Source organism: Pseudomonas sp. CFBP13509, assembly GCF_005233485.1.
Taxonomy (GTDB): Bacteria; Pseudomonadota; Gammaproteobacteria; order Pseudomonadales; family Pseudomonadaceae; genus Aquipseudomonas; species Aquipseudomonas marginalis.
Map to the genome: position 1 here is coordinate 1 of NZ_QGAA01000006.1, position 13687 is coordinate 13687.

Consider the following 13687-nt stretch of genomic DNA (forward strand, 5'->3'; position numbering starts at 1 on the left):
GCGAGATTCTCGGTCTGTTCGGCCTGGTGGGGGCAGGGCGCACGGAGTTGTTCCGTTTGCTCAGCGGCTTGGAACGCGCCAGCGCCGGCAGCCTGGAGCTCTGCGGTGAAGCACTGACACTGCGCTCACCGCGTGATGCCATCGCCGCCGGTGTACTGCTGTGCCCCGAGGACCGCAAGAAGGAGGGCATCCTCCCGCTCGCAAGCGTCGCCGAGAACATCAACATCAGTGCCCGTGGCGCCCATGCGTCGTTTGGCTGGCTGTTGCGCGACGGTTGGGAAAAGGGCAACGCCGACCAGCAGATCAAGGCGATGAAAGTCAAAACGCCTAACGCTGAACAGAAAATCATGTACCTGTCCGGCGGCAACCAGCAGAAAGCCATTCTTGGCCGCTGGCTGTCGATGCCGATGAAGGTGCTGCTGCTCGACGAACCGACTCGCGGCATCGACATCGGCGCCAAGTCGGAGATCTACCAGATCATTCATAACCTGGCGGCCCAGGGCATTGCGGTGATCGTGGTGTCCAGCGACCTCATGGAAGTGATGGGCATCTCCGATCGCATCCTGGTGATGAGCGAAGGCGCGCTGACCGGCGAACTGAGCCGCGATCAAGCGGATGAAGCACGCCTGCTGCAACTGGCACTCCCGCGTTCGCGGGCTTGAAGAATAAGAGGGTGTAGGCATGTCTCAGGTAAAAACTGCAAAGGGCTTCTGGCCGGGCTTCAACCAGCGCAAGTTTCTCGATGACTGGGTGATGCTGTTGGCGGCATTGGGCATCTTTGTGCTCAGCGCGTTGTTTATCGACAACTTCCTCTCGCCGCTGAACATGCGCGGCCTGGGCCTGGCGATTTCCACCGTGGGCATCGCCGCCTGCACCATGCTGTTCTGCCTGGCGTCGGGGCACTTCGACCTGTCGGTGGGCTCGGTGATTGCCTGCGCCGGTGTGGTGGCGGGGATCGTGATTCGCGACACCGACAGCGTGGCGCTCGGTGTATCCGCTGCATTAGCCATGGGTTTGGTGGTAGGGCTGATCAACGGCATTGTCATCGCCAAGCTGCGTATCAATGCGTTGATCGCGACGTTGGCGACCATGCAGATCGTGCGCGGCCTGGCCTACATCTTCTCCAACGGCAAGGCGGTGGGGGTGATGAACGAGGATTTCTTTGTGTTCGGCAACGGCCAACTGTTGGGCGTGCCGGTGCCGATCATCATCACCGTGCTGTGCTTTGTGTTTTTTGGCTGGCTGTTGAACTACACCACCTATGGGCGCAACACCATGGCGATCGGAGGGAACCAGGAAGCCGCGTTGCTCGCGGGGGTGAACGTTGATCGCACCAAGATCATCATCTTTGCCGTGCACGGCCTGATCGGCGCGCTGGCCGGGGTGATCCTCGCCTCGCGCATGACCTCGGGCCAGCCGATGATCGGCCAGGGGTTCGAGCTGACGGTGATTTCCGCCTGCGTGCTGGGTGGGGTGTCGTTGAGCGGCGGCATCGGCATGATCCGCCATGTGATTGCCGGGGTGCTGATCCTGGCGATCATCGAGAACGCGATGAACCTGAAGAATATCGACACCTTCTACCAGTACGTGATTCGTGGCTCGATCCTGTTGCTGGCGGTCATCATCGACCGCATGAAGCAGCGCTAGATCGAACACCTCCCACCTTTGGATCGCCACTGTATTGAGGGGCGGTATTTGCCATAATGCCCCCGCTTTCATACCTATAGGCCCGATATGCAGGAAAACGCCCACACCCCCGTCAAAGACGCAGCCCCCACCGGCACCCAGACCCTGCTGCGTGGCCTGGGCGTCGTGCAGGCGGTGGCGGCCGGTGCGCGGGATCTGAAAGAGATCGCCAGGCGCATCGGCACCACCCGCAGCACCACCCACCGCCTGGCCAGTTGCCTGGTGGAAGAGCGTTACCTGCGCGTGGTGCCGCAAGTCGGCTACCTGTTGGGGCCGAAGTTGATCGAGCTGGGATTTCAGGCCCGCGAAGAGCTGCCGCTGGTGACCCTGGCGGTGCCGTACCTGGATGAGCTGTCGGCATTGACCGGCGACACCATCCACCTGGCCATTCGCGAATACGACGACGTGCTCTACCTGCACAAGAACCCTGGCCGCAACGGTCCGGAAATGCGCTCGCGGGTCGGCCATCGCATGCCGTTGGCGCGCACGGGCGTGGGCAAGGCGATGCTGCTGGATGACTCGGTGCAAGAGTGGCAGCGTTTGTACGAGACCAGCCTGCCGGCGGGTGGGAAAAACCTGCAATGGCCGCAGCATCCAGAACAATCCTGGGCGCAGTTCGAGCAGCGCATGCGTGAGTATGTGGTGGGCGGGTATGCGTTCGACCTGGAAGACAACGAACCGTCGATCCGGTGCGTGGCGGCACCGGTGCGCGATGCCAGCCGGCGAATCGTCGCCGGCATCAGCATCGCCAGTACCGTGCCCTACATGCCGCTGGAGAAAATGGCCGAGCTGATCCCTGTGATCAAACAGGTCGCAGCGCGGCTGTCAGCGGAGTTGGGTGCGAAGGCCTGACCAGCCCCGTAGCGTGAAGGCCCTCCCACCCATAGTATGAAGGCCCCCCGTAGCAGCTGCCGAGCGCAAGCGAGGCTGCGTCAGCGGTGTATCTGACACACCGCAACGCAGCCTCGCTTGCGCTCGGCAGCTGCTACGGGTTTACGCGGTGTTGGTATCTACTGGGAGTGGGGTGAGGGCACTCAGGCCTTCAAGGTCGCCATATCGATGACAAAGCGGTACTTCACATCACCGGCGATCATGCGGGTGTAGGCCTCGTTGATCTGGCGAATGTCGAGCATTTCGATGTCGCAGGTGATGCCATGCTCGGCGCAGAAATCCAGGACTTCCTGGGTTTCGGCAATGCCACCGATCAGCGAACCTGCCAGCACTTTACGTCCCAATACCAGTTTGGCGGCGTTGACCGGTGGGTCCACGGGCTCGATCAGGCCAACCAGGATGTGCACGCCATCAAAGCGCAGCACGTCGAGGTAGGGGTTCAGGTCGTGCTGCACCGGGATGGTGTCGAGCAGGAAGTCGAAGCTGCCGGCGGCGGCTTGCATCTGTTCGGCATCGGTGGACACGATCACATGGTCGGCACCCTGGCGGCGGCCTTCTTCAGCCTTGCTAGCCGAGCGGGTGAACAGTGTCACTTCCGCGCCCATGGCCTTGGCGAACTTGATGCCCATGTGGCCCAGGCCACCCATGCCGAGAATCCCGACCTTGTCGCCAGCCTTGACGCCGTAGTGCTTGAGCGGCGAATAGGTGGTGATGCCTGCGCACAGGATCGGCGCGGCGCTGGCCAGGTCGAGCTTGGCCGGGATCTTCACCACGAAGTGCTCGCTGACCACGATGCTGTCGGAGTAACCGCCCATGGTGTTGCTGCCATCGACGCGGTCCGGGGTGGCGTAGGTCATGGTCGGGCCTTCGAGGCAATATTGCTCGAGGTCCGATTTGCACGCTTCGCAGTGGCGGCACGAATCGACCATGCAGCCGACGCCGACGAGGTCGCCGACTTTATGCGCGGTCACGCGGGCGCCGACGGCGGTTACCTTGCCGACGATCTCGTGGCCCGGCATCAGCGGGTACACGGCGATGCCCCATTCGTTGCGCGCCTGGTGGATGTCGGAGTGGCACACGCCGCAGTAGAGAATCTCGATGGCCACGTCATCGGCGCGCGGGCTGCGGCGTTCAAACGACATGGGGGCGAGGGGAGTGGTGGCCGACTGGGCGGCGTAACCGATGGCGGTATACATGGCGAAAACCTCGCAAAAGCAGGGACAGATGAGGCGGGCCATTTTCCGCGTCACCCCCTGATGCGGCCATGGCGATTGCTCCGAGTCTCATGCCTAAAGCTCCGGAGGAGCCGCTAAAAGCAGCAAGCTACAAGTCGCAAGCTATAAACTGCGTGCTCTCTTGCAGCTTGAGGCTTGAAGCTTGCTGATGCTCAGATCTGAAAACTCCCGAGAACTGCTTTTATGCTATTGACCCGCCATGTTGATGCCAACGCCACGCTGGTTGCCCTGATCGAGGGGCTGACGTCCCGCGACGGTTTCTCCCCGACCCATCTGCCGGGTGTGCAAGTACTGCGCGCCAGTTGCGACGTAGCGCGCGGCCCGCAGATCTACGAGCCGAGCCTGATGTTCGTGGCCCAAGGCAGCAAGGTCGCCTACCTGGGCCCGCGTACGCTGGAGTATGGCGCCGGGCACTACTTGATCCAGGCGATGCCGGTGCCGTTCGAGTGCGAGACGTTCGCCATGGCGCCCGGTGCGCCGCTGCTGGGGGTGACCGTGGGCATCGACCGCGTGGTGCTGGGTGAGTTGGTGATGGCCATGGGCATGCAGGCCGGTCCGCCGCCGACCGCGCAAACCCTGGAGTCGATGAGTTCGGTGGTCCTGGATGACGCCATGCGCGGCTGCGTCGAGCGGCTGCTGCAGTGCCTGCACGATCCACTGGAAAGCCGGATCATGGGCCCGGCGCGGGTGCGGGAATTATTGTTCACCGCCTTGCGTGGCCCCCAGGCCGATGTGCTGCGCGCCTTGGTGGAACAGCAAGGGCAGTTTTCGCGGATCGCCACGTCGTTGAATCACCTGCATGCCCATTACGCCGAGCCGCTGAATATCGAGACGTTGGCGGGGTACGCGCATATGAGTGCGTCGACGTTTCACGAGCATTTCAAACGCTGCACGCTGTTGTCGCCGGTGCAGTACTTGAAGCGTTTGCGCTTGCTCAAGGCTCAGCAGTTGCTGCTGGTGGAGGGCATGGGCGTGGCGCAGGCGGCGCACAGCGTGGGGTACCAGAGTACGTCGCAGTTCAGTCGCGAGTACAAGCGCTACTTCGAGCGTAACCCTGGCGAAGAGCGGGCTGCCTAGTCATTTCAGGCAAGCCCCCTCCCACAGTTGACCGAGTTTGACTGCATAAAAAAGGCTCCCATTCGGGAGCCTCGCTTGGCTTACATATTCGGGTAAGTCGGCCCACCCGCACCTTCCGGTGTGACCCACGTGATGTTCTGCGAAGGGTCCTTGATGTCACAGGTCTTGCAGTGCACGCAGTTCTGGGCGTTGATCTGGAAGCGCTTCTCGCCGTCTTCCTGGGTGATCACTTCATACACGCCGGCCGGGCAGTAACGCTGCGCCGGTTCATCGTAGAGCGGCAGGTTGGTGCCGATCGGGATGCTTGGGTCTTTCAACTTCAAGTGGCACGGCTGCTCTTCTTCGTGGTTGGTACCGGAGATGAACACCGAGCTCAACTTGTCGAAGCTCAACTTGCCGTCGGGTTTCGGGTAGTCGATCTTCTTGCTGTCCTTGGCCAGCTTCAGGCAGGCGTAGTCCGGCTTGGTATCGTGCAGGGTGAACGGCATCTTGCCGCCGAGGATGTTCTGGTCGAACCAGTTGAAGCCGGCGCCGATGATCGGGCCGAACTTGTGCATCGCCGGGCCGAAGTTGCGGCTGGCGAACAGTTCTTCGTAGAGCCAGCTTGCCTTGAAGCTGTCGACATAGTTGGTCAGCTCATCGCCGCCTTCGGATTCGGCCAGCAGGCGTTCGGCCACGGCATCGGCAGCGAGCATGCCGGACTTCATCGCAGTGTGGCTGCCTTTGATCTTGGCCACGTTCATGGTGCCCAGGTCGCAGCCGATGAGCGCGCCGCCCTTGAACACCATCTTCGGCAACGAGTTGATACCGCCCTTGGCCAGGGCGCGTGCGCCGTAGCTGATGCGCTTGCCGCCTTCCAGGTACTGGGCCAGCACCGGGTGGTGCTTGAGGCGCTGGAACTCGTCGAATGGCGACAGGAAGGTGTTGCTGTAGGACAGGTCGACGATCAGGCCGACGACCACCTGGTTGTTTTCCAGGTGATAGAGGAACGAGCCACCGGTGTTCTCGTTGCTCATGATGTCCAGCGGCCAACCGGCAGTGTGCACCACCAGGCCTGGCTGATGCTTGGCCGGGTCGATTTCCCAGATTTCCTTGAGGCCGATGCCGTAGTGCTGGGCGTCGGCGTCGCTGTCCAGGTTGAAGCGCTGGATCAACTGCTTGCCGATATGCCCACGGCAGCCTTCGGCGAACAACGTGTACTTGCCACGCAGTTCCATGCCCGGGGTGTAGACGCCTTCTTTGGGCTGGCCTTCACGGTCGACGCCGAGGTCGCCGGTGATGATCCCGCGCACCACGCCGTTTTCATCGAACAGCGCTTCCTGGGCGGCGAAGCCTGGGTAGACTTCCACGCCCAGGTTCTCGGCCTGCTGAGCCAGCCAGCGGCACAGGTTGCCCAGGGAGATGATGTAGTTGCCTTCGTTGTGCATGGTCTTGGGCACAAAGAAGTCTGGCACCTTGGTGGAGGTGTCGGCGCTGCGCAGCACATAGATGTCATCGCGCACCACGGGGGTGTTGAGCGGGGCGCCGAGTTCCTTCCAGTCCGGGAACAGTTCGTTCAGGGCACGGGGCTCGAACACGGCACCGGAGAGGATGTGTGCGCCCACTTCGGAGCCTTTCTCGACCACGCAGACGCTGATTTCCTTACCGGCTTCGGCGGCCTTCTGCTTCAGTCGGCAGGCGGCAGACAGGCCCGCCGGGCCAGCGCCGACGATGACCACGTCGAATTCCATGTATTCGCGTTCCACAGGCTATCTCCTACTCAAGGCTCAACAGGCTTTTTTTCTAATGGGTGGAGGTTCGGTGTCGTGTCCGTCATCGCCGTGCGCAACGGCAGGGGATGACCCACCTGTCTCTCTAGGTGGCGCATTATATATAGACCACTGTCAGCGTCCAATACAAACGTTTGTTTGAATTGCCCGCAGGCTAGGTAAATCAAAGCAACGCGGCTTATGACTGGCCATTTTGCCGTATTGACCAGAATAGGCGTTCCGGTCAATATACGGTCGGTTTTGCACAGACCGTAGGCAGACTGTAGGTTTCAAGAGCACGTCCAAAAGCACGGCAAAGGCAAAACAGGTGACGCGCGTTTAATTGATGGCGCGCAGTTTACACGCCGCGATAAAGAATGACCTCCCAGTCACCACTGACGAACGGTCATCACTTCCCGTGAGCAAGGTCATTCGCCGCCGTTTTTGGAGGTGCCCTTGTGTGCCGATGAGCATCAACCGCCAGGTTCGCCTAGGCGACTTTCTTTTCACCGGAGAGTAACGAGGAATCCATGAAGGTTCTTGTAGCTGTCAAACGCGTTGTCGATTACAACGTGAAAGTTCGCGTCAAGGCGGACAATTCCGGCGTCGACCTTGCTAACGTCAAGATGTCGATGAACCCTTTCTGTGAAATCGCCGTGGAAGAAGCCGTACGCCTGAAAGAGAAAGGCGTGGCGACTGAAATCGTTGTGGTTTCCATCGGCCCGACCACTGCTCAAGAGCAGTTGCGTACCGCCCTGGCACTGGGTGCCGACCGCGCTATCCTGGTCGAGTCCGCTGAAGAGCTGACCTCCCTGGCCGTGGCCAAGTTGCTCAAGGCCGTTGTCGACAAGGAACAGCCTCAGCTGGTGATCCTCGGCAAACAGGCGATCGACAGCGACAACAACCAGACTGGCCAGATGCTGGCTGCACTGACCGGTTACGGCCAGGGCACCTTCGCTTCGAAAGTCGAAGTGAGCGGCGACAACGTTGCCGTGACCCGCGAAATCGACGGCGGCGCGCAGACGGTTTCCCTGAAACTGCCGGCCATCGTCACCACCGACCTGCGTTTGAACGAGCCGCGCTACGCGTCCCTGCCAAACATCATGAAAGCCAAGAAGAAGCCTCTCGAAGTGCTGACTCCGGATGCTTTGGGCGTTTCCACCGCCTCCACCAACAAGACCGTCAAAGTTGAAGCGCCGGCTGCACGCAGCGCGGGCATCAAGGTCAAGTCGGTGGCTGAACTGGTCGAGAAACTGAAAAACGAAGCGAAGGTAATCTAATCATGACTATCTTGGTAATCGCAGAACACGACAATAAGGTGCTGGCCCCGGCCACCCTGAACACTGTTGCTGCTGCCGCTAAAATCGGTGGCGACATCCACGTACTGGTCGCCGGTCAAGGCGCTGGCGCCGTGGCTGAGGCTGCAGCCAAAGTGGCTGGCGTAAGCAAAGTACTGCTGGCCGACAACGCCGCTTACGCTCACCAACTGCCGGAAAACGTCGCCCCCCTGGTAGCAGAGCTGGGCGCTGGCTACAGCCACATCCTGGCTGCCGCCACTTCCAACGGCAAAAACATCCTGCCGCGCGTTGCCGCGCAGCTGGATGTTGACCAGATCTCCGAGATCATCTCGGTAGAAAGCGCCGACACCTTCAAGCGCCCGATCTATGCCGGTAACGCGATTGCCACCGTGCAATCGACCGCTGCCGTCAAAGTCATCACCGTGCGTGCCACCGGTTTCGACCCGGTTGCCGCTGAAGGTGGTTCGGCTGCCGTTGAGGCCGTTGTTGCTGCCCACGATGCTGGCACGTCCAGCTTTGTTGGCGAAGAGCTGGCCAAGTCGGATCGTCCTGAACTGACCGCTGCCAAGATCGTCGTTTCCGGCGGCCGTGGCATGCAGAACGGTGACAACTTCAAGCACCTGTACGCCCTGGCCGACAAGCTCGGCGCTGCGGTCGGCGCCTCCCGCGCGGCCGTCGACGCAGGCTTCGTACCCAACGACATGCAGGTCGGCCAGACCGGCAAGATCGTTGCGCCACAGCTGTACATCGCCGTCGGTATCTCCGGCGCGATCCAGCACTTGGCCGGCATGAAAGACTCCAAGGTGATCGTCGCGATCAACAAGGACGAAGAAGCACCGATCTTCCAGGTGGCCGATTACGGCCTGGTGGCGGACTTGTTCGAAGCCGTACCTGAGTTGGAGAAGCTGGTCTAATCCAGCCGCTTCACTTATAAAGAGCCCGGTCTAGTGACCGGGCTTTTTTTGGCCCGGGCTTTTTTGAACGCCGGAGAAACCGCCATGGAACTGCGCCCCTGGGCCGTACTGCTGGGACTTACGCTGCTGCCGAGCCTGACCCAGGCAGCCGGCAAATGTGACCGCCTGGTGATCACCGGCAGCCCGGACGCACCGCCGCTGCTGTGGCGCGATCCCCAAGACCCGACGCACCTGATCGGCGCCACCGCCGATGTCTTGCAACAGGTAGCCAAGGAGCTTGGGTTGAAAATCGATCTGCTCTACGGCCGCAAGCGTTCCCTGGCCCTGGACGAAGTGCGCAGCGGGCGCATGGACATCCTCGCCGATGCACCGCTGAACCTTGGCGAGCTGGAAACCCTCGACTACATCCACCCGGCGCTGGTACAGCTCGATTATCTGGTCTGGACCCGCAAGGATTCGGCGCTGGCCTATACCACGGCGGCCGACCTGCATGGCCACAAGGGTGCAGTGTCGGAGCGAGCACGCTTGAGCCGCGACTTTGAAACCTTCGCCGGCCAGCAACTGACCCTGCAACGCCTGCCCACGTTGACCCCGGCCTTCCAGAAACTGCTGCTGGGGGAAGTGGACTACGTGCTGGCCGGGCGTTACTCCGGCATGGCCATGGCCCAGACGTTAGGGATGAGCAATGACCTGGTGGCCCGCGACGTGCCCGTCGATCAGCCCGGCCTGTACCTGGCGATTTCCCACAACTCGGCCTGCAATGATCCGTGGCTGCGCGGACAGCTGGCCAAAAAGATGACAGAATTGCCCGGGTCTGGTGTGACGGAAGCCGCGCTGCAGCGCAATCTGGAGCGTTGGAAAGCGCAATTGCAACAACCCGTCGGCACCCCAACAAAGTAGGGATTTTCAGTGACTCTTCGACCTTTTTTCGCGGCCCTCGCCGTTGTCGCTCTGGCGGGATGTGCAGCCGATCCTGCGCCGAATGAACAAATTCGCCTCACCCAGCAAGCCCTGGAACAAGCCAACGCCGTGGGCGCCAGCACCGATGAATCACCCGAACTGAAACTGGCCGAAGACAAATTCGCCCAGGCCAAGGCCGACATGGCCGAGCAATCCTACAAGGACGCGCGCATGCAGGCCGAACAGGCCGAGCTGGATGCGCGCCTGGCCGAAGCCCAGGTGCTGACCCGCAAGAGCCAGGAACAACTGAACGTGCTCAATACCCGCATCACGCGCCTGCGCAAGCAATTGCAGCTGGGAGAAGCCCAATGAACCCGATGATCCGTGGTCTGGGCTGTGCCGTGCTGCTGGGCAGTGCGGCACTGGGCGGTTGTGCCAGCCACCCTAGTGGCGAACAGGCCTTGCAACAGGCGGGCAGCGACTTCCAGAAGGTCAAGGAAGACGCCAACGTGCTGCGTATCGCACCCAAGGACGTGATCCGCGCCGGTGAATCCCTGGCGCGGGCCGACCGCTTGTCCAGCTACTGGGGCAGCGGTGCCGACGTGGTGCATTACGCCTACCTGAGCCAGCGCTACAGTGCCATCGCCCGCGAACACACCGAGCAGACACTTAACGAAGAGCGTGCCGCCAAGCTCGAACTGGAACGCCAGCGCCTGCAATTGGCCCTGCGTGAAAGCAAGCTGATCAGCGTGCAGCAGCAGGGTAAATGGCTCGAAGAACAGATCGCCAGCCTGACCACCACTCAGACCGATCGTGGCCTGGTGATGACCCTGGGCGACGTGCTGTTCGATACCGGTGAAGCGGAGTTGAAAAACTCGGCGAACCGCACCGTATTGAAAATCGTGCAGTTCCTGCAACTGAACCCCAAGCGTGTGGTGCGCATCGAGGGGTACGCTGACAATACGGGTGGTCAGCAGGAAAACGTCAAACTGTCCCGTGATCGCGCGCAATCGGTGGCCGATGTGCTGGTGGACCTGGGAATCGACGAGAAACGCATCCAGGTTGAGGGCTACGGCGACCAGTACCCGGTGGAAGCCAACGCCTCCGAACGTGGCCGCGCGCAGAACCGTCGCGTAGAAATAGTGTTCTCCGACGAGAAAGGCCAACTGGGCGCCGCTCGCTGAAGCCTTGCGCAAATCAAAAGTGTGGGAGGGGGCATGCCCCCGATAGCGGTGGATCAGTCACTATTTTCGGCGACTGACACTCCGTCATCGGGAGCAAGCCCCCTCCCACATTGTTCTGTATACATCTGAGTATTCTCTCCACTCACCTTACAGTTTTTACTGTCACTCCCGCGCGCGCTCGACTATTGTGGCAACTGTCCCCGTACACTTCTAAACTGTGCTGGTATGTTTCACACAAAAATAAAATACCCGTGAAATCGAGTGCTGCGTCATGACCAATCTGTTGCTTTACCAACGTATCGCCCAGCAACTGGCTGAGGACATCCGTCGCGGTGTCTATCAACCTGGCGAGCGCGTGCCCTCGGTGCGCAAGATGAGCTCCCAGCTCAATGTCAGCCACGCTACGGTATTGCAGGCCTACGCCAACCTGGAAGACCAGGGGCTGATCCGGGCACGGCCGCAGTCCGGTTACTACGTGCACCAGACGCCGGCGCTCACCGCTCCGACGCCGGACATCGCGCGGGTCGAGCGCCCGGGGTTGGTCACCCGCAGCAGCATAATCCAGCAAGTATTGGGTGAGTCGCGCCGCGAAGGCGTGTTCCCCTTGGGCGCCGCCGTGCCGAGTGTCGACTACTTGCCGGTCCGGGCGCTGCACCAGCAACTGGCCAAGGTCACGCGCTTCCAGAGCCCACGCGCCTTCAGCTACATGTTCAGCCCCGGTTTCGAGCCGTTGCGCCGCCAGGTGGCGATTCGCATGCGTGACGCCGGCGTGGTGGTGGACCCCTCCGAAGTGGTGATCACCCACGGCTGTGTTGACGCCTTGCAGATGTCGCTGCGGGTGCTGACACGTCCCGGCGACTTGATCGCGGCTGAATCGCCGACCTATTACGGCTTGCTGCAACTGGCCGACCTGTTGGGCCTGAAGGTCATCGAGATCCCCAGCGACCCGTCCACCGGCATGAGCCTGGAAGCCCTGCAACTGGCCGCCAACCAATGGTCGATCAAGGCCCTGGTGTTGACCACGCGCCTGAGCAACCCCTTGGGCGGCACCATGCCCGAGGAACGGCAGAAACAGTTGCTGCGCCTGGCCTCGGATTTTGATATCCAGATTGTCGAAGACGATATTTACGGCGAACTGATGTTCGAACTCGGCCGCACCAAGGCTCTCAAGGCCTATGACCGCCTGGACCGGGTCATCTATTGCTCGAGCTTTTCCAAGACCTTGTCGCCGGGTGTGCGCATCGGCTGGATGATCGCCGGCAAGTACCAGCAGGAAATCCAGCGCCTGCAAATGTTCAGCACCCACTCGGCCTGCAGCGTCACCCAGATGGGCGTGGCAGCGTATCTGGAGAACGGCGGGTACGACCGGCACCTGCGTTACATCCGCCAGGAATACCGCAAGAATCTCAGCGCCTTCCAACTGGCGGTGCAGCAGTATTTCCCGGAAGGCACCCAGATGACTCGTCCGACGGGCGGCTTTATTTTGTGGGTCAGTTTGCCTGGGCGGGTCAATACCCAGGAACTGCACGTGCGCGCCCTGCAACAGGGCATCAGCATTGCGCCGGGCTTGATCTTCAGCAATACCGAGCAGTTCAACCACTGCATTCGCCTTAACTGCGGCACACCTTGGAACCGCGAAGCAGAGCGTGCGCTGATGACCCTGGGGATGCTGGCCAGCCAGCTATGCCAGGAAACCGCAGCCGGCTTTTGAGGCGCCGAAAAGGGGCAGCGCCGATAGCTGGCTGATCACCGCGCTTGTCATGCCGCGCACAACAAGCGAGCATATGGCCCTCTGCCGTTAATGCTGTAGGCAATATGACCTCGATTGTTCGCGCTGCTTTGGTGATTGGCCTGTTAAGCCTGTGTAACGTCGGCACAGCGCTGGCGGCGGCACCCGTGGCTGAAAACAAGCCCGCTGCCAATACCCAGCCGGATGCCCCGGCAAAAAAACCTTCCACCGCCAAGCAAGCCCCCGTCGCGAAGAAGCCAACCGCCACGGCGAAAAAACGTGCGTCGACGGCGAAAAAATCCAAGTCAGCCCAGGAAGTGGCACAGACCAAACTGCCACCGGCACAGTTGGATTTGTCCCTGCCTTCGGACATGGTCAGGCACCTGCAGCCCCTGGGTACCGTGCCCAAGCCCAAGAGCGTGCCGTTGTTGCCGCCGATGTTCGGTGAAAAGCCCACCGACAACAGTGCGTTCCAGATCAACGGCCGTTTGCTCAGCAATGAGATGAAGTTGCAATTGCGCAACGAAGAGCGCCGTGAAGTGGAAGGTGCCGCGTTGGAATTCGAGTTCAAGCAATAAACTTTTTCCTACCAAGTGACGCAGGCCATCGACCATCTGTCGCAGACTGGTCGGTCACTTTTATTTTGTGCGAAAAACCCCTGTTAACCCATTTTAAAACGGCTGTTTAAGGGCGTACCCTAGCCCGGCCGTCCCTATTGAGTCGTCGAGGACCTGCTGGTCATGAATTGCCGTGAAGGCTGTGGCGCCTGCTGCATCGCCCCCTCCATCAGTTCGCCCTTACCCGGTATGCCCAATGGCAAACCGGCGGGCGAACGCTGCCTGCACCTGTCGGTCGAACAGCTGTGCCAACTGTTCGGCCGACCGGAGCGCCCGGCGGTGTGCAGTGATTTCAAGGCGGATATCGATGTCTGCGGCACCGACCAGGCCGATGCGATCCGGTTGATCGGCTGGTGGGAGCAGATGACGGCGGCTTGAGGGGCTTTACTATCGGAACTTCAACAATAA

Annotated in this window: 14 protein-coding genes; 12 read left to right on the plus strand and 2 right to left on the minus strand. The window is 61.1% G+C overall.

Going from position 1 to position 13687, the window contains the following annotated elements; genetic code table 11:
- The 3 genes from PspCFBP13509_RS11375 to PspCFBP13509_RS11385 all read left to right on the plus strand — a co-directional run.
- The coding region (locus PspCFBP13509_RS11375) for an ATP-binding cassette domain-containing protein (RefSeq protein ID WP_137212055.1) at window positions 1-662 on the plus strand (662 nt) is incomplete at its 5' end.
- A gap of 19 nt (window positions 663-681) precedes the next feature.
- Complete coding sequence (gene araH / locus PspCFBP13509_RS11380; protein ID WP_065924819.1) at window positions 682-1647, plus strand: L-arabinose ABC transporter permease AraH; 966 nt, start codon at window positions 682-684, stop codon at window positions 1645-1647.
- An 87-nt stretch (window positions 1648-1734) separates the two neighbouring features.
- Window positions 1735-2538 carry an IclR family transcriptional regulator gene (locus PspCFBP13509_RS11385; RefSeq protein ID WP_027603627.1) on the plus strand — a complete coding sequence of 268 codons (804 nt, stop codon included), beginning with the start codon at window positions 1735-1737 and terminating at the stop codon, window positions 2536-2538.
- A 182-nt stretch (window positions 2539-2720) separates the two neighbouring features.
- Here PspCFBP13509_RS11385 and PspCFBP13509_RS11390 read toward each other — a convergent pair whose 3' ends face one another.
- Window positions 2721-3773 (minus strand): NAD(P)-dependent alcohol dehydrogenase, encoded by a 1053-nt coding sequence (locus PspCFBP13509_RS11390; RefSeq protein ID WP_065924818.1) that lies wholly within the window; start codon window positions 3771-3773, stop codon window positions 2721-2723.
- 222 nt (window positions 3774-3995) lie between these two features.
- Here PspCFBP13509_RS11390 and PspCFBP13509_RS11395 point away from each other — a divergent pair, with 222 nt between their 5' ends.
- Complete coding sequence (locus PspCFBP13509_RS11395) at window positions 3996-4889, plus strand: AraC family transcriptional regulator (protein WP_027603629.1); 894 nt, start codon at window positions 3996-3998, stop codon at window positions 4887-4889.
- A gap of 80 nt (window positions 4890-4969) precedes the next feature.
- On the opposite strand, the gene PspCFBP13509_RS11400 is transcribed toward PspCFBP13509_RS11395, so the two are convergent.
- The gene (locus PspCFBP13509_RS11400) at window positions 4970-6634 is read right to left on the minus strand and encodes an electron transfer flavoprotein-ubiquinone oxidoreductase (RefSeq protein ID WP_027603630.1); all 1665 of its coding nucleotides are present in this window, start codon (window positions 6632-6634) and stop codon (window positions 4970-4972) included.
- A 533-nt stretch (window positions 6635-7167) separates the two neighbouring features.
- Between PspCFBP13509_RS11400 and PspCFBP13509_RS11405 the strand changes: the two genes are divergently transcribed.
- The 8 genes from PspCFBP13509_RS11405 (at window position 7168) to PspCFBP13509_RS11440 (ending at window position 13657) form a co-directional block, all read left to right on the plus strand.
- Window positions 7168-7917: an electron transfer flavoprotein subunit beta/FixA family protein gene (locus PspCFBP13509_RS11405; protein WP_065924817.1), complete on the plus strand. Its 750-nt coding sequence runs from the start codon at window positions 7168-7170 to the stop codon at window positions 7915-7917.
- Between the two features lie 2 nt (window positions 7918-7919).
- On the plus strand, window positions 7920-8849 hold the full coding sequence (locus PspCFBP13509_RS11410) for an electron transfer flavoprotein subunit alpha/FixB family protein (RefSeq protein ID WP_065946916.1): 930 nt from the start codon (window positions 7920-7922) through the stop codon (window positions 8847-8849).
- Window positions 8850-8933: 84 nt separating this feature from the next.
- Window positions 8934-9749: a substrate-binding periplasmic protein gene (locus PspCFBP13509_RS11415; protein ID WP_137212056.1), complete on the plus strand. Its 816-nt coding sequence runs from the start codon at window positions 8934-8936 to the stop codon at window positions 9747-9749.
- Between the two features lie 9 nt (window positions 9750-9758).
- Window positions 9759-10121, plus strand: a complete 363-nt coding sequence (locus PspCFBP13509_RS11420) for a DUF4398 domain-containing protein (RefSeq protein ID WP_115489087.1) — start codon at window positions 9759-9761, stop codon at window positions 10119-10121.
- Entirely contained in the window at window positions 10118-10933 is an 816-nt protein-coding gene (locus PspCFBP13509_RS11425) for an OmpA family protein (protein WP_065946914.1), read from the plus strand. Before PspCFBP13509_RS11420 ends, PspCFBP13509_RS11425 begins: the two co-directional genes overlap by 4 nt.
- Before the next feature lie 271 nt (window positions 10934-11204).
- A complete protein-coding gene (locus PspCFBP13509_RS11430) occupies window positions 11205-12644 on the plus strand; it encodes an aminotransferase-like domain-containing protein (RefSeq protein WP_017527404.1) in 1440 nt (479 codons plus the stop codon).
- A gap of 104 nt (window positions 12645-12748) precedes the next feature.
- Window positions 12749-13240: a translation initiation factor 2 gene (locus PspCFBP13509_RS11435; RefSeq protein WP_137212057.1), complete on the plus strand. Its 492-nt coding sequence runs from the start codon at window positions 12749-12751 to the stop codon at window positions 13238-13240.
- Window positions 13241-13402: 162 nt separating this feature from the next.
- The gene (locus tag PspCFBP13509_RS11440; protein ID WP_065940713.1) at window positions 13403-13657 is read left to right on the plus strand and encodes a YkgJ family cysteine cluster protein; all 255 of its coding nucleotides are present in this window, start codon (window positions 13403-13405) and stop codon (window positions 13655-13657) included.
- Window positions 13658-13687 lie beyond the last annotated feature (30 nt).

Bases quoted from the DNA above. Each gene is read 5' to 3' on its own strand.
- araH (WP_065924819.1), top strand. From the start codon at position 682: ATGTCTCAGGTAAAAACTGCAAAGGGCTTCTGGCCGGGCTTCAACCAG.
- PspCFBP13509_RS11385 (WP_027603627.1), top strand. From the start codon at position 1,735: ATGCAGGAAAACGCCCACACCCCCGTCAAAGACGCAGCCCCCACCGGC.
- PspCFBP13509_RS11390 (WP_065924818.1), bottom strand. From the start codon at position 3,773: ATGTATACCGCCATCGGTTACGCCGCCCAGTCGGCCACCACTCCCCTC.
- PspCFBP13509_RS11395 (WP_027603629.1), top strand. From the start codon at position 3,996: ATGCTATTGACCCGCCATGTTGATGCCAACGCCACGCTGGTTGCCCTG.
- PspCFBP13509_RS11405 (WP_065924817.1), top strand. From the start codon at position 7,168: ATGAAGGTTCTTGTAGCTGTCAAACGCGTTGTCGATTACAACGTGAAA.
- PspCFBP13509_RS11410 (WP_065946916.1), top strand. From the start codon at position 7,920: ATGACTATCTTGGTAATCGCAGAACACGACAATAAGGTGCTGGCCCCG.
- PspCFBP13509_RS11415 (WP_137212056.1), top strand. From the start codon at position 8,934: ATGGAACTGCGCCCCTGGGCCGTACTGCTGGGACTTACGCTGCTGCCG.
- PspCFBP13509_RS11425 (WP_065946914.1), top strand. From the start codon at position 10,118: ATGAACCCGATGATCCGTGGTCTGGGCTGTGCCGTGCTGCTGGGCAGT.
- PspCFBP13509_RS11430 (WP_017527404.1), top strand. From the start codon at position 11,205: ATGACCAATCTGTTGCTTTACCAACGTATCGCCCAGCAACTGGCTGAG.
- PspCFBP13509_RS11435 (WP_137212057.1), top strand. From the start codon at position 12,749: ATGACCTCGATTGTTCGCGCTGCTTTGGTGATTGGCCTGTTAAGCCTG.
- PspCFBP13509_RS11440 (WP_065940713.1), top strand. From the start codon at position 13,403: ATGAATTGCCGTGAAGGCTGTGGCGCCTGCTGCATCGCCCCCTCCATC.